The following is a 19,858-nucleotide window of genomic DNA, read 5'->3' on the forward strand; positions in this document are numbered from 1 at the left end:
GGGAAGTGATTCCGTTACAATGCCGGGGTCCTTGCCGGGCCTTGCGCCAGTACGCGTCGCCTGTCGCTTGCCCCGTCCCAATGTCACGCTGACTCGCTGCCTACCTGCATGAAACTGTTCGCCTGGATCGTCCGTATCGTCGTATTCGTGCTGCTGTTCGTGCTGGCGCTGCGCAATACCGCCGAAGCCTCGCTGCAGCTGTTCTTCAATGCCGTCTGGCATGCGCCGCTGATCCTGATCCTGTTCGCCGCCTTCGTGCTGGGCGCGGTGGCCGCACTGGCATCGGTCGCGCCCGGGCTGATGCGCCAGCGCATGGAGGTGGCGAAACTGCGCCGCGCGGCCGCGGAGGCGCAGGCACCGGCGTCCGCCGCAGCCGCGGCGTCGTCGGCGGCCGCATCCGCGCCGCGTGACGGCAAGCCTGTTCCCTATAACGTAGTCGGCCCGAAAGTCTGATCCATGATGTTTGAAACCTGGTGGCTGCTGGCGCTGCCACTTGTCTTTGGCCTTGGCTGGATGGCGGCGCGTTTCGACGTGCGCCAGCTCATCAGCGAACAGGGCGCCTTGCCGCGCTCGTACTTCAAGGGCCTCAATTTCCTGCTCAACGAGCAACCCGACCAGGCCATCGATGCCTTTATCGAGGTGGCCCGGCTGGACCCGGAAACCACCGAGCTGCATTTTGCGCTGGGCGCGCTGTTCCGCCGCCGCGGCGAAACCGAGCGCGCCATCCGCGTGCATCAGAACCTGGCGACCCGCCCCGACCTGCCCGAGCCCGAGCGCGAGCATGCCTTGTTTGAACTGGGCGAGGACTTCCTGCGCGCCGGCCTGCTGGACCGTGCCGAGGAATCGCTGCGCCGGCTGATGTCGGGCCCGTACGCGGCGTCGGCCAAGCGCGTGCTGCTTGAGCTCTATGAAGTGGAAAAGGAGTGGCAGAAGGCGATCGAGGCCGCGCGCGAGCTGCAGACGCTGGAGCAGACGAGCTACAGCCTGCAGATTGCCCAGTTCTGCTGTGAGCTGGCGCAGGACGCGCTGCAGCGCAAGCGCCCCGAAGATGCGGTGAAGTGGCTGAACCAGGCCGTTGCCGAGAATCCTGCCAACGTGCGCGCCCCGATCCTGCTGGGCGACGTGGCCGCGGCCGCGGGCGACGCCCGCGCGGCGCTTGGCCACTGGCTTGGCATCGAACGGCAGGATGCATCCTTCCTGCCGCTGGTGGCGGACCGCGTGGTCAAGGCCTACGCCAGCCTGCAGGAGGAGGGCGCCGCGCTGGAATGGCTGCGCGGCCTGCTCAAGGGCAAGCTGGCGCCTGAGGTGCTCGATACCGCCTACCAGGCAGAACTGGACGTGAACGGCCCGGAAGCCGCCGCGCGCCTGATGCGCGAGCAGCTGCGCCGCCAGCCTACGCTGCTGGCGCTGACCAAGTATTTCGAGGCGCAGGCGGCGGTGGCCGCGGCCGGCGCCCCGTCCGCGCAGCCGGCGGGTGCCGATGCCCCGGCAGAGGGTGCCGAGGGCGCCGACGGCAACGACGAGCAAGCGCAGGAAACCACGGCCATCCGTGACCTGCTGCAGCTGCGCACGCGCAACCTCGCGCGCTACACCTGCCGCGAGTGCGGCTTCCGCGCCCGGCTTTTCTATTGGCAATGCCCGGGATGCAACCGTTGGGAAACCTACGCCCCGCGGCGTTCCGAGACGCTCGGCTGATCCCGGGCGGTCCTGTGCAACAGAATTGAATTAACGCTATGAAAGTCACCATCATCGGCAGCGGCTATGTCGGCCTTGTCACCGGCGCCTGCCTGGCGGAACTTGGCAATGACGTGTTCTGCCTGGACCTGGACGAGCAGAAGATCGCGCTGCTTAACGCAGGCGGCGTGCCGATCTATGAGCCGGGCCTGCAGGAGCTGATCCAGCGCAACCGTGCCGCCGGGCGGCTGACCTTTTCCACCGACGTGGCGGCCAGTGTCGAGCACGCCGACGTGCAGTTCATCGCCGTGGGTACGCCCCCGGACGAAGACGGATCTGCCGACCTGAAGTACGTGTTGGCGGCGGCGCGCAATATCGGCCGCCATATGACCGGCTTCAAGGTCGTGGTCGACAAGTCCACCGTACCGGTGGGCACCGGCGACCGCGTGGCCGCCACGATCCGTGAGGAGCTGCTCGCGCGCAGCCTGGAAGACCTGCAGTTCTCGGTGGTGTCGAACCCCGAGTTCCTGAAAGAGGGCGCCGCGGTCGAGGACTTCATGCGCCCGGACCGCATCGTGCTGGGGTGCAACGCCGATGTCGCCGGCCGCCACGCGCAGGCCACCATGCGCCAGCTTTACGCGCCGTTCAACCGGCACCACGAGCGCACCTTCTACATGGACGTGCGCTCGGCCGAGTTCACCAAGTACGCGGCCAATTCGATGCTGGCCACGCGCATCTCGTTCATGAACGAGCTGGCCAACCTGGCCGACGAGGTCGGCGCCGACATCGAGCTGGTGCGCATGGGCATCGGCTCGGATCCGCGCATCGGCTACAGCTTCCTGTATGCCGGCGCCGGCTATGGCGGTTCATGCTTTCCCAAGGACGTGCAGGCGCTGATGCGCACTGCCGCCGACCATGGCAAGCCAATGCGCGTGCTGGAGGCGGTGGAATCGGTCAACGGCGCGCAGAAGCGCGTGCTGGGCGACAAGGTCGTGCGCCGCTTCGGCGATGACCTGACCGGCCGCACCTTTGCCGTGTGGGGCCTGGCCTTCAAGCCCAACACCGACGACATGCGCGAGGCGCCGTCGCGGGTGCTGGCGCGCGAACTGGTGTCGCGCGGCGCGTCGCTGCGCATGCACGACCCGGTGTCGATGGCCGAAGCCCGGCGCGTGCTGGATGCCGACCTGGCCGACCTGCCGGGCGGCGCCGCGCGCGTGAGTTTCCACGAGAACCAGATGGATGCGCTGGACGGCGCCGACGCGCTGGTGATCGTGACGGAATGGAAGGTGTTCCGCAGCCCCGACTTCGGCCAGATCAAGCGGCGCCTGAAGACCCCGGTGATCTTCGACGGGCGCAACCTGTATGAGCCCGAGGCCATGGTCGAGAACGGCGTCGAGTACCACGCCATCGGCCGCGCGACCCGGCCAGCCGTGAACGAATGAGGCGCAGGCGGGTCAACGGACTCATCAACCGATAAGCTAGCGCGACGGCTGCGACCGTCGCGATATTGCCAAGGATCTTCATGAACAAGACCGTCATTCCGCAGGAGCAGATCCGGCAGTCCCATATCCTGGTGGTCGGCGACATGATGCTGGACCGCTACTGGTTCGGCGATGTGGAACGGATCTCGCCGGAGGCGCCGGTGCCGGTGGTGCAGGTCAAGCGCAGCGACGAGCGCCTGGGCGGCGCCGCCAACGTGGCCCGCAATGCCGCGGCGCTGGGCGCACGCGTGGGCATGCTGGGCGTGGTCGGCGACGACGAGCCGGCCCGCACGCTCGAAACGCTGCTGGGCGAGAGCCACGTGCAGCCCTACCTGCACCGCGATCCCAAGCTCAACACCACCATCAAGCTGCGCGTGGTGGCGCACCAGCAGCAGTTGCTGCGCGTGGATTTCGAGAGCGCGCCGGCGCATGAAGTGCTTGCCGCGGTACAGGACCGCTTCCTGGCCCTGATCAACGACTACCAGGTGCTGGTGCTTTCCGATTACGGCAAAGGCGGCCTGACCCACGTCACGCGCATGATCGACGCCAGCCGCGCGGCCGGGCGCAAGGTGCTGATCGACCCCAAGGGAGACGACTACTCGCGCTACCGCGGCGCCACCCTGATCACCCCCAACCGGGCCGAGATGCGTGCCGTGGTCGGCGCCTGGAAGACCGAGGCCGACCTGACCATCCGCGCGCAGAACCTGCGCCGCGGGCTGCAGTTGGAGGCACTGCTGCTGACGCGCTCGGAAGAGGGCATGACGCTCTACACCGAGGCCGAAGTGCTGCACGTCTCCGCCCAGGCGCGCGAGGTCTATGATGTATCGGGTGCGGGCGATACCGTGATCGCCACGCTCGCCACCATGCTGGGTGCCGGCGTGCCGCTCAAGGAAGCCGTGCAGCATGCCAATCGTGCCGGCGCCATCGTGGTGGGCAAGCTTGGTACCGCCGTCGTCTCCTATTCTGAATTGTTCGGCGCCGCCCCGTGAGGCGTGGCGCCCCCATCCTGATCCGACCATGACCATCATCGTCACCGGCGCCGCTGGCTTTATCGGCAGCAACCTCGTCAAGGGCCTGAACGACCGCGGCGAGACCAACGTCATCGCCGTCGATAACCTGACCCGTGCCGACAAGTTCCACAACCTGGTCGACTGCGAGATCTCCGACTACCTGGACAAGCAGGACTTCCTCGCGCGCTTTGCCCGCGGCGAGTTCGGCAAGGTGCGGGCGGTATTCCATGAAGGCGCGTGCTCCGACACCATGGAGACCGACGGCCGCTACATGATGGAAAACAACTACCGTTACACGCTGTCGCTGATGGAGAGCTGCCTGGAACAGGGCACGCAGTTCCTGTACGCGTCATCGGCGGCCACCTACGGCGCCTCGCAGGTGTTCCGCGAAGACCGCGAGTTCGAGCGCCCGCTGAACGTGTACGGCTACTCCAAATTCCTGTTCGACCAGATCGTGCGGCGCCGGCTGCCGTCGGCGCTGTCGCAGATTGTGGGCTTCCGCTACTTCAATGTGTACGGCCCGCGTGAAACGCACAAGGGCCGCATGGCCTCGGTCGCCTTCCACAACTTCAACCAGTTCCGCGCCGACGGCACGGTGAAGCTGTTCGGCGAGTACGGCGGCTATGCTCCCGGCATGCAGAGCCGCGACTTCATCTCGGTCGAGGACGTGGTCAAGGTCAACCTGCACTTCTTTGACCATCCGGACAAGTCCGGCATCTTCAACCTCGGCACCGGCCGCGCGCAGCCGTTCAACGACATCGCCGCCACCGTGGTCAACACCCTGCGCGAGGCTGAAGGCAAGCCGCGCCTGTCGCTGGAAGAACTGGTGCAGGAAGGCCTGCTCGAGTACGTCAAGTTCCCCGATGCGCTGCGCGGCAAGTACCAGTGCTTTACGCAGTCGGATGTGTCGAAGCTGCGCAGCGCCGGCTACAGCGAGCCCTTCCTGTCCGTCGAGGAAGGCGTGGCACGCTACTGCCGCTGGCTGATCGAACGCGCCGGCTGATACCGGCGCGCAACCGGCCGACACGCTTTCGTGCGGCCGGTGTCAACTTTTGTTGCCGCATGGGCCGCCGCTGCGGCCCGCCCCTATCCTGACCTGACCTCGCCGCCCCGGCGGGGGTGGTACCTCAGACCATCCACAGGAAAGGAGAGCCTTCATGTTCAAGCATTGGGTCCGGCAACTTGCCCGGCGTTTTTCCCTGGTTTCCCTCGCTGCAACCATCTGCCTGTTCGCGGGCGGTGCCGCGCATGCCGCCATCGATGTCAATACGGCGGACGAGGCGGCGCTGACCTCGGTCAAGGGCGTGGGGCCCGCCACCGCCCGCAACATCATTGACGAACGCAACAAGCGTGGGCCCTACAAGGACGCCGCGGACCTGGCCGAGCGCGTCCGCGGCATCGGGCCGAAGTCCGTGGCGAAGCTGCAGGACGCTGGCCTTGCCATTGGCACGAAGGGAACCGCGGCAGCGGCGCCGGCAGCGGCCGCCACCCCGGCCAAGACGACCAAGGCAGCGCCCGCTGGCGCCGCCAAGCCAGCGCGCTGACCAGGTCACGGTCCGGCGTCCGGCCGCGGCGCGGCCGGACGCTCTCCTTGCTGGTATGGGTTGTGCTAGACCCTTGCCGCTTCGCACGCCCCGTGGCGGCGGAGTATCATGCGGACGCCTCGCCGGCAGGATCTGCCGCGCGCGGCTGCCGACAGGCACGCATCTACCAGACAACCAGGCACAAACGCGGCGGTTGCCGACCAGGCAGCCAGCCCGGACCACAGGGAGCAGAACAATATGGCGAATGGCGAGGACGCGGGATTCCTGCCGCAATGGCGGCTCAAGACCGAAGGCGTGATCGGGCCGGATGAGCGGCTGCCCGCCGGGCAGACGCTGCTGGCCGGCATCCAGCACGTGGTGGCGATGTTCGGCTCGACCGCCATTGCACCGATCCTGATGGGTTTCAACCCGAATATCGCCATCCTGTTTTCCGGCATCGGCACGCTGATCTTCTTTCTGTGCGTGCGCGGGCGGGTGCCGAGCTACCTTGGCTCCAGCTTCGCCTTCATCGCCGTGGTGATCGCTGCCACCGGCTACGCGGGCAGCGGCCCCAACCTCAATATCCCGGTGGCGCTGGGCGGCATCATCGCCGCCGGCGCGCTGTACACGGTGATCGGCCTGATCGTGCAGGCGGTGGGCTACGCCTGGGTCGAAAAGCTGATGCCGCCGGTGGTGACCGGGGCGATCGTCGCGGCGATCGGGCTGAACCTGGCCCCGGTGGCGGTCAAGGCGGTCAGCGGCGCGGTCCTCGATACCTGGGTGGGCCTGCTGACGGTGGTGGCCGTGGGGCTGGTGGCGGTGCGCGCGCCCGGCATGATCGGGCGCCTGCCGGTGCTGATCGGCGGCCTGGCTGGGTACCTCGCCTACTACCTGGGCACCAACGTGATGGGGCTGGGCAAGCCGATCGACTTCTCGGGCGTGGCGGCGGCCAGCTGGTTCGGGCTGCCGGCGTTCACCGCACCGACCTTCGAGTTCAGCGCCATGCTGCTGATCGCGCCGGTGGCGATTGTGCTGGTGGCGGAGAACCTGGGCCATATCAAGGCCATCGGCGTGATGACCGGGCGCAACCTGGACCCGTATATCGGCCGTGCCTTTATCGGCGACGGCATCGCGACCATGCTGTCGGCCAGCGGCGGCGGCACCGGCGTGACCACTTATGCCGAGAACATGGGCGTGATGGCGGTCACCAAGATCTACTCGACGCTGATCTTCGTGGTGGCGGCAGCGGTGGCCATCCTGCTGGGCTTCTCGCCCAAGTTCGGTGCGCTGATCCTGACCATCCCGGGCCCGGTGATCGGCGGGCTGACCATCGTCGTGTTCGGCCTGATCGCGGCGACGGCGGGCCGGATCTGGGTGCAGAACAAGGTGGACTTCTCCAGCTCGCGCAACCTGATCACGGTTGGCGCCACCCTGACGGTGGCCGCCGGCGACCTGACGCTGAAGCTGGGCGGCATGACGCTGGGTGGCATCGGTACTGCCACCTTCGGCTGCATCCTGCTGTACCACCTGCTGGGCGAAGGCAACCACGAAGAAGGCTGAGCCAGGGCAGGATGGGCGCAGGCGGGCGGGTGGCAGCGTAAATCCCGCCTGCCGGCGAGGGATAGGTGTCTGGATTACAATGGCCGGCGAATTGGAATCCCCCGTTTGCGACCCCTTTCGCGACCCCTCGCCCCATGGCCTACAAGACAATTGAAGACACCATCGGCAATACGCCGCTGGTCAGACTGCAGCGCATCCCCGGTGCCGCCAACGACGCGCGCGGCAATGTGATCCTCGGCAAGCTCGAAGGCAACAACCCGGCCGGTTCGGTCAAGGACCGCCCCGCGGTGTCGATGATCGCCCGGGCCGAGGCGCGCGGGCGCATCAAGCCGGGCGACACCCTGATCGAGGCGACTTCCGGCAATACCGGCATCGCGCTGGCCATGGCAGCCGCCATCCGCGGCTACAAGATGGTGCTGATCATGCCCGAGGACCTGAGCCTGGAGCGCCGCCAGAGCATGGCGGCCTACGGTGCCGAGATCATCCTGACCCCGGTCAAGGGCGGCATGGAGTACGCCCGCGACCTGGCGGATTCGATGGAGCGCGACGGCAAGGGCGTGATCCTCGACCAGTTCGCCAACCCGGACAACCCGCAGGCGCACTACGAGGGCACCGGGCCGGAGATCTGGCGCGATACCGACGGCCGCATCACCCACTTCGTTTCGGCGATGGGCACCACCGGCACCATTACCGGCGTGTCGCGCTACCTGAAGGAACAGAACCCGCAGATCCAGGTCATCGGCGCGCAGCCGGCCGAAGGCTCGCGCATCCCGGGCATCCGCAAGTGGCCCGAGGCGTATCTGCCCAAGATCTACGATGCCAGCTACATCGACCGCACCGAGCCGGTGAGCCAGGGCGACGCCGAGCACATGGCGCGGCGCATGGCGTCCGAAGAGGGCATCTTCTGCGGCATTTCGGCGGCGGGCGCGCTCTGTGTTGCGCTGCGCATTGCCGAGGAAGTGGAGAATGCCACCATCGTCTTCGTGGTGTGCGACCGCGGCGACCGCTACCTGTCGACCGGCGTGTTCCCGGCGTGACCTGAACCGGTGCCAACAAGAAAGGCCTCGCAAATTGCGAGGCCTTTTTGCTTTTTGCGGGCAGCTGGCGTCAGCCCATCGCCGCCTTTACCGCCTCGCCCAGCTGGTACACCGCCAGCGCATAGAAGAAGCTGCGGTTGTAGCGCGTCAGCACGTAGAAGTTGCGCAGGCCGAGCAGGTACTCGGTCGGCTGGTCGGGGGTGGGCAGGTCCACCACCAGCACGCCGGTCTCGCCTTCGCGCACGGGGTCGATCGGCTCGTCCACGCGCAGGCCGGCGCGGGTCAGCTGGTTGAGCGTGCGCGTCGGCCACGGCTCGCCGTCGGCCGCCGCCGTGGCGACACCCAGGCTGCCGGCGTCGCCGGCAATGCGCCACACCACCGGGCGGCCCGGCTCCCAGCCGTGCAGCTGCAGGAAGCGCGCGACACTGCCGATGGCATCGGTGGGGCTGTTGCGCAGGTCGATGCGGCCGTTGTTGTCGTAGTCGATGGCGTATTCGCGCAGGCTGGTCGGCATGAACTGCGGGATGCCGATCGCGCCCGCGAAGGAGCCCAGCACCGAGTACACGTCGGTGCGGGTGTCGCGGCACCACAGCAGGTAGTCGGCCAGCTGGTTGCGGAACAGCGTGCTGCGGGCTTCGCGGTTGGGCGTGTCCGGGTAGTCGAAGGCGAGCGTGGACAGCGAATCGAGCACGCGGAAGGTGCCCATGTCGCGGCCGTAGATGGTTTCCACGCCGATGATGCCGACGATGACCGAGGCCGGCACGCCGAACTCGGCTTCGGCGCGGCGCAGCGTGTCGCGGTTGTCCTGCCAGAAGCGCACGCCCGCATTGATGCGGATCGGCTCGATAAAGCGCGAGCGGTAGGTGCGCCAGCTTTTGCGGCCGGTGGTGGCGGGCGGCATGATCAGGCGCACCACGGTGGCCGAATAGACCGCCTGGCTAAACCACTCCTGCAGCATCCCGCGGTCAAGGCGGTGGCGGGCCACCATCTCGTCGATAAACGCGCGGGTCTGCGGATTGTCGCGGTAGCGGCCGGGTTCGATCTCTTCCTCGCGCATGCTGACGCGGCGCTTGCCCGCGGCGAGCAGGCTGGGGGAGAGGCCGCAGAGTCCGAGTGCGGCAGCGGAAAGCGCGGCGCCCAGCAGGGGGCGTCGCAGTGAGCGCTGGGTGTCGGTCATGATGTCCTTTGCAAGTCGCACCGAGTATAGCGGATGCCACTGCGGCAACTACGGGCAAGCCGTCACGGCATGGCGCGCCGGCGCCGCTGGGTGGCATGGGCTGGCGTGTGCTAACGTAGCGATTGGAGACAACATTGCGACGATAAGAGATGCCGACAGGCTATTACACGCACCCCGAGTTCCAGCGGCACGAGATGGGGCATTTCCATCCTGAGTGCCCGGAACGCCTGCAGGCGATCGAGGATCACCTGATTTCGCACGGCCTGGACGGGCTGCTGGAGCGCCGCGAAGCCCCGCCCGCCACGCGCGAGCAGCTTGAGCGCGTGCACCGTCCCGACTATGTCGATTCGCTCGAACGCGCCAGCCCGGCCAGCGGCTATCACGCGATCGATCCGGATACCTCGATGAACTCGCACACGCTTGCCGCCGCCACGCTGGCCGCGGGCGCGGCGGTGGCGGCCACCGATGCGGTGATCGCGGGCGAGTTCGAGAACGCGTTCTGCTGCGTGCGCCCGCCCGGCCACCACGCCGAGCCCGACCGCGCCATGGGCTTCTGCTTCTACAACAACGTCGCCATTGCCGCGCGCCACGCGCTGCGGGCGCACGGCCTGGAGCGCGTGGCCATCATCGATTTCGACGTGCACCACGGCAACGGCACCGAAGCGGCGTTCCGCGGCGACGAGCAGGTGATGATGTGCAGCATCTTCCAGCACCCGTTCTATCCGTACAGCGGCACCGAGCATCTCGCGCCCAATATGGTCAACATCCCGCTGCCGGCCTATACCAACGGCATGGCCGTGCGTGAAGTGGTCGAGACCATCTGGCTGCCGCGGCTCAATGAATTCCGCCCGCAGATGCTGTTTATCTCCGCCGGCTTTGATGCGCACCGCGAGGACGACCTGGGCCAGATGGGCCTGGTGGAGCAGGACTACGCCTGGATTACCGGCCAGCTGGTGGACCTTGCGCGCGTCCATGCGCAGGGCCGCATCGTCAGCTGCCTGGAGGGGGGCTACAACCTGAGCGCGCTGGGCCGCAGCGTGCTGGCGCACCTGAAGGTGCTGCTGGAACGATAGGAGAGCATGGCCATGGCCGAGAACGATGCGCGCGTGGACGCGCCGCTGCTGACCGAAGCGCGCGACGCCGCGGGCGTGGTGCGACTGACCATGAATCGGCCGCAGGCGTTCAATGCACTGTCAGAAGGGCTGCTCGACGCGCTGACCGAAGCCCTCGGCCGGCTGGCGTCGGACCACACCGTGCGCGTGGTGGTGCTGGCCGGCGCCGGCAAGGCCTTCTGCGCCGGGCACGACCTGCGCGAGATGCGGGCCTCGCCGTCGCACGACTACTACCGGCGCCTGTTCGACCGCTGCACGCGCATGATGATGGCGATCCAGAAGATGCCGCAGCCGGTGCTTGCGCGCGTGCAGGGCATCGCCACGGCGGCGGGCTGCCAGCTGGTGGCCATGTGCGACCTGGCGGTGGCCGCCGACGATGCGCGCTTTGCGGTATCCGGCGTCAACCTGGGCCTGTTCTGCTCGACGCCCGGGGTGGCGTTGTCGCGCAACCTGCACCGCAAGCAGGCAATGGAGATGCTGCTGACCGGCGACATGATCGACGCCGAAACCGCCCGTGAGCGCGGGCTGGTGAACCGGGTAGTGCCCGCTGGGCAGCTGGACCAAGAGGTGGCGCGCCTGGCCGCCAGCATCTGCGCCAAGCCGGCCGCCGCGGTGGCCGCCGGCAAGGGCCTGTTCTACCGCCAGCTGGAAATGGGCATCGAGGCCGCCTACCAGCTGGCCGGCCAGACCATGGCCTGCAACATGATGGACGAGTCGGCGCTGGAGGGGGTGCAGGCCTTCATTGACAAGCGTTCGCCGTCCTGGCGTGGCTCATAATCGACTTTCTCGCTTCTTATATGCCGGGAACGTATAAAGACATCGGCAAAAAGTCGTTTATGGTATGAAGCGAATCGCATAAAATACGCGTTTCAGAAAAATAACGAGCGGCAACAGCGCTGGAGATCCCTCGCCTGTTGCCGTTTTCTTTTGGTCACCTTTCCATGATCGAACTGCAAGGACTGTCGCAGCGCTTCCCGGGCGCGTCTGGCGACGTGCATGCATTGCGGGACGTCAGCCTGTCGATAGCGGCGGGCGAAGTCTTCGGCATTATCGGCCGCAGCGGCGCCGGCAAGAGCACCCTGGTACGCGCCATCAACCTGCTGAACCGGCCCTCGAGCGGCCGCGTGATCGTCGCGGGCCAGGAACTGACAGCGCTGGACACGGGCGCGCTGCGCCTGGCACGCCGCGAGATCGGCATGATCTTCCAGCACTTCAACCTGCTGTCGTCGCGCACGGTGTATGAGAACGTGGCGCTGCCGCTGGAACTGGCCGGCAAGCCCAAGGCCGAGATCGCCGCGACGGTGCTGCCGCTGCTGGACCTGGTGGGCCTGTCTGCGCTGAAGGACCGCTATCCGGCGCAGATCAGCGGCGGGCAGAAGCAGCGCGTGGGCATTGCGCGCGCGCTGGCCAGCAAGCCCAAGGTGCTGCTGTCGGACGAGGCCACTTCCGCGCTGGACCCGGAAACCACCCGCTCCATCCTGGAACTGCTCAAGCAGATCAACCGCGACCTGGGCCTGACCATCGTGATGATCACGCACCAGATGGAAGTCATCAAGCAGGTCTGCGACCGCGTGGCCGTGCTTGAAGCCGGCCAGGTGGTGGAAACCGGGCGCGTGATCGACGTATTCCTGCGCCCGCAGCACGACGTCACGCGCGCCATGATCGGCGACGTCATCTCGCAGGAGCTGCCGGCCAGCGTGCTCAAGCGCGTGGAAAGCCGGCTGGGCAACGGGCGCGACCACGTCTACCGCCTGGCCTTCACCGGCGAGGGCGTGGACCAGCCGGTGCTGGCCCAGGCAATCCGCCGCTACGGGCTGGACTTCAATATCCTGCACGGCCATATCGACGAGATCCAGGGCCAGGCCTTCGGCTCGCTGGCGATCATGGCCACGGGCGAACTGGCCGACGTGAAGGCGGCGATGGAATACCTGCAGGCGCAAGGCGTCGTGGTGGAGGAGTTCGAGCATGTGGTCTGAAATGTTTGACCTGTTCCTGACCTCGTTCAACGAGACCCTGCTGATGGTGGCGATCTCGGGCGTGGTCGGCTCGCTGCTGGGCGTGCCGCTGGGCGTGCTGCTGCACCTGACCAACCGCGGCGGCGTGCTGTCGCACCCGCTGTTCAATCGCAGCATCGGCGTGGTGGTCAACGCCGTGCGCTCGATCCCGTTCATCATCCTTCTGGTGGTGGTGATCCCGTTCACGCGCTTTATCGTCGGGTCGTCGATCGGCACCACCGCGGCGATCGTGCCGCTGACCATCGCGGCGATCCCGTTTATCGCGCGCCTGGTGGAAAGCGCGCTGCGCGAGGTCGACAAGGGCCTGGTCGAGGCCGCCCAGTCGATGGGCGCCACCACCCGCCAGATCGTGTGGAAGGTGCTGCTGCCCGAGGCCATGCCCGGCATCGTCGCCGGCCTGACCATCACCTTTGTCAGCCTGGTCGGCTATTCGGCCATGGCCGGCGCGATCGGCGGCGGCGGCCTGGGCGACCTGGGCATCCGCTACGGCTACCAGCGCTATATCACCGAGGTCATGGTGGCGGTGGTGGTGATCCTGATCGTGTTCGTGCAGGCCGTGCAGAGCTTCGGCGACTGGCTTGTCCGCCGTATCAGCCACCGCTAATCCGTCAACGCCAAGTCAATTATTTTCTGAAACAGGAACGCATATCATGCAACGTCGCAACCTGCTGCAATGGATTCTCGGCGCCGCGATCGGCGCAACGCTGGCAACGGGCGCCGTCGCCCAGGAAAAGCCGATCAAGATCGGCGTGACCGGCGGCCCGCACGCCCAGATCATGGAACAGGTGAAGAAGGTCGCCGCCAAGGACGGCCTGAACATCCAGGTGGTCGAGTTCAGCGACTACATCCAGCCCAACGCCGCGCTGGCCGCCGGCGACCTGGACGCCAACAGCTACCAGCACCTGCCGTACCTGGAGGCCCAGATCAAGGACCGCGGCTACAAGTTCACGCATATCGCCTATACGGTGACGTTCCCGATGGGCGTGTACTCCAAGAAGATCAAGTCGCTCGACCAGCTCAAGCAGGGTGCGCGCGTGGGCGTGCCCAACGATCCCACCAACGGCGGGCGCGGCCTGTTGCTGCTGCAGAGCAAGGGCGTGATCAAGCTCAAGCCCAACGCCGGCCTGAAGGCCACGCCGCTGGACATCGTCGAGAACCCGAAGAAGATCCGCATCGTCGAGCTGGACGCCGCGCAGCTGCCGCGCTCGCTGGATGACCTGGATGCCGCCGCCATCAACGGCAACTACGCGGAATCGGCCGGCCTGTCGCCCGTCAAGGACGCCATCGCCATCGAAGGCCCGAAGGGTCCGTACGCCAACCTGATCGCGATCCGCGAGGCTGACAAGAGCAAGCCCTGGGTGGCCAAGCTGGTGAAGGCTTATCACTCGCCGGAAATCAAGCAATACGTCACATCGACCTTCAAGGACTCGGTCATTACCGCCTGGTAAGCCGACGTCACTTTGAGGGTTTCATCCAATCAGACGATGCCCGCAAGCCCCGGTTTGCGGCACAATCGCTGGACGGCTGGGATCTGCCGGGCTATGCCCGGCATCATTTTGCCGATAAAATAGTACGATCGTTCGAAAAACAGGAGAGCCGCCAACCCGGTGGTTATAATGACGAGCGAACAAAATTTCTGACTATCAGCTATCAGTGGAGTGAGCGCATGAAAGTACTCGTCGCAGTCAAGCGGGTGGTGGATTACAACGTCAAGGTCCGCGTCAAGGCGGACGGCAGCGGCGTCGATCTGGCCAACGTGAAGATGAGCATGAACCCCTTCGACGAAATCGCCGTGGAAGAGGCCGTGCGCCTGAAGGAAGCCGGCGTTGTCACCGAAGTGATCGCCGTCTCGTGCGGTGTCACGCAGTGCCAGGAAACCCTGCGCACCGCGATGGCCATCGGTGCCGACCGCGGCATCCTGGTGGAAACGAACGAAGACCTGCAACCGCTGGCCGTGGCCAAGCTGCTGAAGGCGCTGATCGACAAGGAACAGCCGCAACTGGTGATCCTGGGCAAGCAGGCCATCGACGACGACTCCAACCAGACCGGCCAGATGGTGGCCGCGCTGGCTGGCCTGCCGCAAGCCACGTTCGCCTCCAAGGTGGTGGTTGCCGACGGCAAGGCCTCGGTGACGCGTGAAGTCGATGGCGGCCTGGAAACGCTGTCGCTCAAGCTGCCGGCCGTGGTGACGACCGACCTGCGCCTGAACGAGCCGCGCTACGTCACGCTGCCGAACATCATGAAGGCCAAGAAGAAGCAGCTCGATATCGTCAAGCCGGAAGACCTCGGCGTCGACGTCAAGCCGCGCCTGTCGACCCTGAAGGTGGTCGAGCCTGCCAAGCGCAGCGCGGGTGTGATGGTGCCGGACGTCGCGACGCTGGTGCAGAAGCTGAAGAACGAAGCCAAGGTTATCTGAGCGCGGGGGAGAAATAACATGACTGCACTCGTCATTGCTGAACACGACAATCAATCCATCAAGGCCGCCACGCTGAACACCGTGACCGCCGCTGCCCAGTGCGGCGGCGACGTGCACGTGCTGGTGGCTGGTTCCAACGCCAAGGCCGCGGCTGACGCCGCCGCCAAGATCGCCGGCGTGACCAAGGTCCTGCTGGCCGACGCACCGTACTTCGGTGACGGCCTGGCCGAGAACGTGGCCGAGCAGGCGCTGGCCATCGCCAACGACTACTCGCACATCCTGGCTCCGGCCACCCCATACGGCAAGAACATCCTGCCGCGCGTGGCTGCCAAGCTGGACGTGGCCCAGATCTCGGAAATCTCCAAGGTCGACGCCCCGGACACGTTCGAGCGCCCGATCTACGCCGGCAACGCCATTGCCACGGTCAAGTCGGAAGACAAGATCAAGGTCATCACCGTGCGCGGCACCGCCTTTGACGCCGCTGCCGCCGAAGGTGGCTCGGCCGCCGTTGAAACCCTGCCGGCCGTGGCCGACGCAGGCGTTTCGCAGTTTGTTTCGCGCGAAGTGGCCAAGAGCGACCGTCCGGAATTGACCGCCGCCAAGATCATCGTCTCGGGTGGCCGTGGCGTGGGTTCGGGTGAGAACTACACCAAGGTGCTGACGCCGCTGGCCGACAAGCTGGGCGCCGCACTGGGTGCCTCGCGCGCCGCCGTGGACGCCGGCTTCGTGCCGAACGACTACCAGGTCGGCCAGACCGGCAAGATCGTCGCGCCGCAGCTGTACATCGCCGTCGGTATCTCCGGCGCGATCCAGCACCTGGCCGGCATGAAGGACTCCAAGGTGATCGTCGCGATCAACAAGGATGCCGAAGCGCCGATCTTCTCCGTGGCTGACTACGGCCTGGTGGGCGACCTGAACACCGTGGTGCCGGAGCTGGTGGCAGCACTGGGCTGATGCTTCGCCGGCCGCCCGGCGGCCGGCACGGGTAGCCGCAGGTAGCAAGTAACGAGCCGTTCCGGGGGTGACCCGCGAACGGCTTTTTCATACATGTTGGGAGACATCGATGACTTACCGTGCGCCGATCAAGGACATGCTGTTCGTCATGAACGAGCTGGCCGGGCTTGAGGCCGTCAGCAAACTGCCGGGCTTCGAAGAAGCCACGCCGGAAACGGCCGAGGCCGTGCTGGACGAGGCCGCCAAGTTCAACGAGCAGGTGGTCGCGCCGCTGAACCGCGCCGGCGACCTGGACCCGAGCAGCTGGAAGGACGGCGTGGTCTCCACCACGCCCGGCTTCAAGGAAGCGTTCCGCCAATTCGGCGAGGGCGGCTGGCAGGGCGTGCTGCATCCGCAGGAGTTTGGCGGCCAGGGCCTGCCCAAGCTGATCGCCACCGCCTGCAACGAGATGCTGAACAGCGCGAACCTGTCGTTTGCGCTGTGCCCGCTGCTGACCGATGGTGCCATCGAGGCGCTGCTGACGGCCGGCACGGATGACCAGAAGGCGACCTTCCTGCCGAAGCTGATCTCGGGCGAGTGGACCGGCACCATGAACCTGACCGAGCCGCAGGCCGGCTCGGACCTGGCCGCGGTGCGCACCCGTGCCGAGCCGCAGGGCGACGGCACCTATAAGGTGTTCGGCACCAAGATCTTCATCACCTACGGCGAGCACGACATGGCGAAGAACATCGTCCATCTCGTGCTGGCCCGCACGCCCACCGCGCCCGAGGGCGTCAAGGGCATCTCGCTGTTCATCGTGCCGAAATTCATGGTCAACGCCGACGGCAGCACCGGTGAGCGCAACGACGTGCATTGCGTGTCGATCGAGCACAAGCTGGGCATCAAGGCCAGCCCCACGGCCGTGCTGCAGTTCGGCGACCATGGCGGCGCCATCGGCACGCTGGTCGGCGAAGAGAACCGCGGCCTCGAGTACATGTTCATCATGATGAACTCGGCACGCTTCTCGGTCGGCATGCAGGGCATCGCCGTGTCCGAACGCGCCTACCAGCAGGCGGTGGCCTTTGCGCGCGAGCGCGTGCAGAGCCGCCCGGTCGATGGTTCGGCGCGTGAGGCGGTGACCATCATCCACCACCCGGACGTCAAGCGCATGCTGATGACCATGCGCGCGCTGACCGAAGGCGCACGCGCCGTGGCCTACGTGGCTGCGGCCGCCAGCGACGCGGCGCACCAGCATCCCGACGAGGCCGTGCGCCAGCAGAACCAGGCCTTCTACGAGTTCCTGGTGCCGGTGGTGAAGGGCTGGAGCACCGAGCTGTCGATCGATGTCACCAGCCTGGGCGTGCAGGTGCACGGCGGCATGGGCTTTATCGAGGAAACCGGCGCGGCGCAGCACTACCGCGATGCGCGCATCCTGCCGATCTACGAAGGCACTACCGCAATCCAGGCCAACGACCTGATCGGCCGCAAGACCGTGCGCGACGGCGGCGCCGTGGCACGCGCGATCTGCGCGCAGATCGCCGAGACCGAGGCCGCGCTGGGCAAGCATGGCTGCACTGCGTTCACCGCGATGCAGGCGCAACTGGCCAAGGGCCGCGCGGCGCTGGAAGATGTAGTGGCGTTTGTCGTGGCCAATGCCAAGTCGGACCCGAACGCCGTCTTTGCCGGCAGCGTGCCTTACCTGAAGCTGTGCGGCATCGTGTTCTCCGGCTGGCAGTTCGGCCGCGCGATGCTGGCTGCCGATGCCAGGCGCGCCGAGGATCCTGCCTTCCACGATGCCAAGATCGCGACCGCGCATTTCTTCGCCGAGCACATCCTGTCGCAGGCGTCGGCATTGCGTGATGCCGTCGTCAGCGGCGGGGCGCCGGTCAATGCGCTGACCGCCGAGCAGTTCTGACCGGCAAGCGCTGCGCGCAGACGTGAAAAGGGCGACCCCGAAGGGTCGCCCTTTTTGCTGGTCGGGACGGTACCTGGATCAGGCGGCAGCCGGGCGCGGCGCCAGGTGCTGGCGCGCGGGCTTCAGGTAGCGGCCCACCGACAGGTCGTCGGCGCGGATCGCGGGCGACTTGCCCGAGACCAGGTCCGACAGCAGCTTGCCCGAGCCGCAGGCCATGGTCCAGCCCAGCGTGCCGTGGCCGGTGTTCAGCCACAGGCCGCGCACCCGGGTCGGGCCGACGATGGGCGTGCCGTCCGGGGTCATCGGGCGCAGGCCGGTCCAGAAGGTGGCGCGGCTGACATCACCGGCGCCCGGGAACAGGTCGGTCACCACGTGTTCGAGCGTGCGGCGCTTGGCCGGATCAAGGCTGCGGTCATAGCCGACGATCTGGGCCATGCCGCCCACGCGGATGCGGTCTTCGAAGCGGGTGATGGCGACCTTGTAGGTTTCGTCCAGCACGGTGGACACCGGGCTGCGCGACGGATCGTTCAGCGGCACCGTGATCGAGAAGCCCTTGAGCGGGTACACCGGCAGGTTGGACATGCCACGCAGGAACGGCTTGACCAGTTGCGTCGTCCAGCTGCCCAGCGCCACCACCACCAGGTCGGCGGCCATCGGCTCGCCGTTGACCACGGCGCCGGTGACGGCGTCACCCTGGGTCATCAGGCTGTCGATCGAGCGGTTGTACAGGAATTTCACGCCCAGCATCTCGGCCATGCCTGCGAGCCGTTGCGTAAACAGCGCGCAGTCGCCGGTTTCATCGTTGGGGAGGCGCAGGCCGCCGGCCAGCTTGTGGCGGACGGCGGCCAGCGCCGGTTCGCTCGCGGCGAGTTCCTCGCGCGAAAGCAACTGGTAGGGCACCCCGGCTTCTTCCAGCACGGCGATGTCCTTGGCCGCGCCTTGCAGCTGCTCTTCGGTGCGGAACACCTGCAGCGTGCCTTGCTGGCGGCCTTCGTAAGCGATGCCGGTTTCCGCGCGCAGCGCGCGGATGCAGTCGCGGCTGTACTCGGCCAGCCGCACCATGCGTTCCTTGTTGACGGCGTAGCGCCCGGCGCTGCAGTTCAGCAGCATCTGCCACATCCATTGCAGCTGGAACAGGGTGCCGTCCGGACGGATGCTGAGTGGCGCGTGTTCCTGGAACATCCACTTGATCGCCTTGAGCGGCACGCCGGGCGCGGCCCATGGCGACGCATAGCCGGGCGAGATCTGCCCCGCGTTGGCAAAGCTGGTGCCGAGCGCAGGACCCGCCTCGCGGTCGACGACGGTCACTTCGTGACCGGCCTTGGCCAGGTACCACGCACTGGTGACGCCAATAACACCACTGCCGAGTACGAGAACGCGCATGTCCGGGAGCTCCAACTGCAATGACAAGTTGATAAAGGATTTATCTCTATACTATTGAATCCAATCCAGTCATTGTTATCGAATTTCTCAGGAAAACAGGAAAAACTCATGAGAACGAGTCGCCAGCCCATGCGCACCCTCGACCGGCTCGACCGCAAGATCCTGATGGCGCTGCAAAGCGACGGCAGGATGTCGATGAAGGACCTCGCCGAAGCGGTCGGGCTGACCATCACGCCCTGCATCGAGCGCGTCAAGCGCCTGGAGCGCGATGGTGTCATCATGGGCTACTACGCACGGCTGAACCCGGCACTGCTGGGCAGCGCGCTGCTGGTGTTCGTCGAGATCTCGCTGGGCAACAAGTCGGGCAATATGTTCGAGCAGTTCCGGCGCGAGGTGCTGCGCATCCCGGAAGTGCTGGAATGCCACCTGGTCTCGGGCGATTTCGATTACCTGATCAAGGCGCGCATCCGCGAAATCGGCGAATACCGCCGGCTGCTGGGCGATATCCTGCTGCAGCTGCCCGGCGCAGCGCAGTCGAAGAGCTATGTGGTGATGGAAGAGATCAAGGAGACACTGGCGATTTCCGTCGAGGAGAAGAGTCAGGCAGTGTGACCAAGGCCAG

At 66.6% G+C, this 19,858-nt stretch carries 19 protein-coding genes; 17 read left to right on the plus strand and 2 right to left on the minus strand.

What is annotated here, in order from left to right:
• The first annotated feature begins 108 nt into the window (after window positions 1-108).
• From AC07UK_RS19260 to cysM, 8 genes are all read left to right on the plus strand, one after another.
• Window positions 109-453: a LapA family protein gene (locus AC07UK_RS19260; RefSeq protein ID WP_114132315.1), complete on the plus strand. Its 345-nt coding sequence runs from the start codon at window positions 109-111 to the stop codon at window positions 451-453.
• A 3-nt stretch (window positions 454-456) separates the two neighbouring features.
• Window positions 457-1,695, plus strand: coding sequence for a lipopolysaccharide assembly protein LapB (gene lapB / locus AC07UK_RS19265; RefSeq protein ID WP_494686242.1), 1,239 nt, complete (start codon window positions 457-459; stop codon window positions 1,693-1,695).
• A 38-nt stretch (window positions 1,696-1,733) separates the two neighbouring features.
• Window positions 1,734-3,116, plus strand: a complete 1,383-nt coding sequence (locus AC07UK_RS19270; protein ID WP_436221042.1) for a UDP-glucose dehydrogenase family protein — start codon at window positions 1,734-1,736, stop codon at window positions 3,114-3,116.
• A gap of 80 nt (window positions 3,117-3,196) precedes the next feature.
• Window positions 3,197-4,144, plus strand: coding sequence for a D-glycero-beta-D-manno-heptose-7-phosphate kinase (rfaE1, locus tag AC07UK_RS19275; protein WP_081623962.1), 948 nt, complete (start codon window positions 3,197-3,199; stop codon window positions 4,142-4,144).
• Between the two features lie 28 nt (window positions 4,145-4,172).
• Window positions 4,173-5,168 (plus strand): ADP-glyceromanno-heptose 6-epimerase, encoded by a 996-nt coding sequence (gene rfaD / locus AC07UK_RS19280; RefSeq protein ID WP_436221043.1) that lies wholly within the window; start codon window positions 4,173-4,175, stop codon window positions 5,166-5,168.
• Between the two features lie 154 nt (window positions 5,169-5,322).
• Window positions 5,323-5,709: a ComEA family DNA-binding protein gene (locus AC07UK_RS19285; RefSeq protein WP_494686241.1), complete on the plus strand. Its 387-nt coding sequence runs from the start codon at window positions 5,323-5,325 to the stop codon at window positions 5,707-5,709.
• Window positions 5,710-5,946: 237 nt separating this feature from the next.
• Window positions 5,947-7,248, plus strand: a complete 1,302-nt coding sequence (locus AC07UK_RS19290) for a solute carrier family 23 protein (protein ID WP_494686240.1) — start codon at window positions 5,947-5,949, stop codon at window positions 7,246-7,248.
• Window positions 7,249-7,382: 134 nt separating this feature from the next.
• On the plus strand, window positions 7,383-8,285 hold the full coding sequence (gene cysM, locus AC07UK_RS19295) for a cysteine synthase CysM (protein ID WP_494686239.1): 903 nt from the start codon (window positions 7,383-7,385) through the stop codon (window positions 8,283-8,285).
• 70 nt (window positions 8,286-8,355) lie between these two features.
• Here the strand turns inward: cysM and mltB are convergent, their stop codons facing one another.
• On the minus strand, window positions 8,356-9,462 hold the full coding sequence (gene mltB / locus AC07UK_RS19300) for a lytic murein transglycosylase B (protein ID WP_013955859.1): 1,107 nt from the start codon (window positions 9,460-9,462) through the stop codon (window positions 8,356-8,358).
• Between the two features lie 149 nt (window positions 9,463-9,611).
• Between mltB and AC07UK_RS19305 the strand changes: the two genes are divergently transcribed.
• From AC07UK_RS19305 to AC07UK_RS19340, 8 genes are all read left to right on the plus strand, one after another.
• Window positions 9,612-10,535, plus strand: a complete 924-nt coding sequence (locus AC07UK_RS19305; protein WP_436221046.1) for a histone deacetylase family protein — start codon at window positions 9,612-9,614, stop codon at window positions 10,533-10,535.
• A 12-nt stretch (window positions 10,536-10,547) separates the two neighbouring features.
• The gene (locus AC07UK_RS19310; protein ID WP_436221047.1) at window positions 10,548-11,351 is read left to right on the plus strand and encodes an enoyl-CoA hydratase; all 804 of its coding nucleotides are present in this window, start codon (window positions 10,548-10,550) and stop codon (window positions 11,349-11,351) included.
• A gap of 164 nt (window positions 11,352-11,515) precedes the next feature.
• Window positions 11,516-12,550: a methionine ABC transporter ATP-binding protein gene (locus AC07UK_RS19315; RefSeq protein ID WP_114132306.1), complete on the plus strand. Its 1,035-nt coding sequence runs from the start codon at window positions 11,516-11,518 to the stop codon at window positions 12,548-12,550.
• On the plus strand, window positions 12,540-13,193 hold the full coding sequence (locus AC07UK_RS19320; RefSeq protein WP_010812940.1) for a methionine ABC transporter permease: 654 nt from the start codon (window positions 12,540-12,542) through the stop codon (window positions 13,191-13,193). Before AC07UK_RS19315 ends, AC07UK_RS19320 begins: the two co-directional genes overlap by 11 nt.
• Window positions 13,194-13,239: 46 nt before the next feature.
• Window positions 13,240-14,037, plus strand: a complete 798-nt coding sequence (locus tag AC07UK_RS19325; protein ID WP_010812939.1) for a MetQ/NlpA family ABC transporter substrate-binding protein — start codon at window positions 13,240-13,242, stop codon at window positions 14,035-14,037.
• Window positions 14,038-14,255: 218 nt separating this feature from the next.
• Window positions 14,256-15,005 (plus strand): electron transfer flavoprotein subunit beta/FixA family protein, encoded by a 750-nt coding sequence (locus tag AC07UK_RS19330; protein WP_494686238.1) that lies wholly within the window; start codon window positions 14,256-14,258, stop codon window positions 15,003-15,005.
• A gap of 18 nt (window positions 15,006-15,023) precedes the next feature.
• Window positions 15,024-15,959 (plus strand): electron transfer flavoprotein subunit alpha/FixB family protein, encoded by a 936-nt coding sequence (locus AC07UK_RS19335; protein WP_013955866.1) that lies wholly within the window; start codon window positions 15,024-15,026, stop codon window positions 15,957-15,959.
• A gap of 109 nt (window positions 15,960-16,068) precedes the next feature.
• Complete coding sequence (locus AC07UK_RS19340) at window positions 16,069-17,853, plus strand: acyl-CoA dehydrogenase (RefSeq protein ID WP_494686237.1); 1,785 nt, start codon at window positions 16,069-16,071, stop codon at window positions 17,851-17,853.
• Window positions 17,854-17,931: 78 nt separating this feature from the next.
• On the opposite strand, the gene AC07UK_RS19345 is transcribed toward AC07UK_RS19340, so the two are convergent.
• Window positions 17,932-19,236: a D-amino acid dehydrogenase gene (locus AC07UK_RS19345; protein WP_494686236.1), complete on the minus strand. Its 1,305-nt coding sequence runs from the start codon at window positions 19,234-19,236 to the stop codon at window positions 17,932-17,934.
• A gap of 108 nt (window positions 19,237-19,344) precedes the next feature.
• Between AC07UK_RS19345 and AC07UK_RS19350 the strand changes: the two genes are divergently transcribed.
• A complete protein-coding gene (locus AC07UK_RS19350) occupies window positions 19,345-19,848 on the plus strand; it encodes an Lrp/AsnC ligand binding domain-containing protein (protein WP_013955869.1) in 504 nt (167 codons plus the stop codon).
• The last annotated feature ends 10 nt before the right edge of the window (window positions 19,849-19,858 follow it).

Source organism: Cupriavidus sp. GW821-FHT07C08 (genome assembly GCF_059419025.1).

Excerpts from the sequence above, each read along its gene's own strand:
- AC07UK_RS19315 (WP_114132306.1), top strand. The coding sequence starts at position 11,516 with ATGATCGAACTGCAAGGACTGTCGCAGCGCTTCCCGGGCGCGTCTGGC.
- AC07UK_RS19290 (WP_494686240.1), top strand. The coding sequence starts at position 5,947 with ATGGCGAATGGCGAGGACGCGGGATTCCTGCCGCAATGGCGGCTCAAG.
- lapB (WP_494686242.1), top strand. The coding sequence starts at position 457 with ATGATGTTTGAAACCTGGTGGCTGCTGGCGCTGCCACTTGTCTTTGGC.
- AC07UK_RS19340 (WP_494686237.1), top strand. The coding sequence starts at position 16,069 with ATGACTTACCGTGCGCCGATCAAGGACATGCTGTTCGTCATGAACGAG.
- mltB (WP_013955859.1), bottom strand. The coding sequence starts at position 9,462 with ATGACCGACACCCAGCGCTCACTGCGACGCCCCCTGCTGGGCGCCGCG.
- AC07UK_RS19310 (WP_436221047.1), top strand. The coding sequence starts at position 10,548 with ATGGCCGAGAACGATGCGCGCGTGGACGCGCCGCTGCTGACCGAAGCG.
- AC07UK_RS19325 (WP_010812939.1), top strand. The coding sequence starts at position 13,240 with ATGCAACGTCGCAACCTGCTGCAATGGATTCTCGGCGCCGCGATCGGC.
- AC07UK_RS19260 (WP_114132315.1), top strand. The coding sequence starts at position 109 with ATGAAACTGTTCGCCTGGATCGTCCGTATCGTCGTATTCGTGCTGCTG.
- rfaE1 (WP_081623962.1), top strand. The coding sequence starts at position 3,197 with ATGAACAAGACCGTCATTCCGCAGGAGCAGATCCGGCAGTCCCATATC.
- AC07UK_RS19270 (WP_436221042.1), top strand. The coding sequence starts at position 1,734 with ATGAAAGTCACCATCATCGGCAGCGGCTATGTCGGCCTTGTCACCGGC.
- AC07UK_RS19320 (WP_010812940.1), top strand. The coding sequence starts at position 12,540 with ATGTGGTCTGAAATGTTTGACCTGTTCCTGACCTCGTTCAACGAGACC.
- AC07UK_RS19285 (WP_494686241.1), top strand. The coding sequence starts at position 5,323 with ATGTTCAAGCATTGGGTCCGGCAACTTGCCCGGCGTTTTTCCCTGGTT.
- rfaD (WP_436221043.1), top strand. The coding sequence starts at position 4,173 with ATGACCATCATCGTCACCGGCGCCGCTGGCTTTATCGGCAGCAACCTC.
- AC07UK_RS19330 (WP_494686238.1), top strand. The coding sequence starts at position 14,256 with ATGAAAGTACTCGTCGCAGTCAAGCGGGTGGTGGATTACAACGTCAAG.
- AC07UK_RS19305 (WP_436221046.1), top strand. The coding sequence starts at position 9,612 with ATGCCGACAGGCTATTACACGCACCCCGAGTTCCAGCGGCACGAGATG.
- AC07UK_RS19345 (WP_494686236.1), bottom strand. The coding sequence starts at position 19,236 with ATGCGCGTTCTCGTACTCGGCAGTGGTGTTATTGGCGTCACCAGTGCG.
- cysM (WP_494686239.1), top strand. The coding sequence starts at position 7,383 with ATGGCCTACAAGACAATTGAAGACACCATCGGCAATACGCCGCTGGTC.
- AC07UK_RS19350 (WP_013955869.1), top strand. The coding sequence starts at position 19,345 with ATGAGAACGAGTCGCCAGCCCATGCGCACCCTCGACCGGCTCGACCGC.
- AC07UK_RS19335 (WP_013955866.1), top strand. The coding sequence starts at position 15,024 with ATGACTGCACTCGTCATTGCTGAACACGACAATCAATCCATCAAGGCC.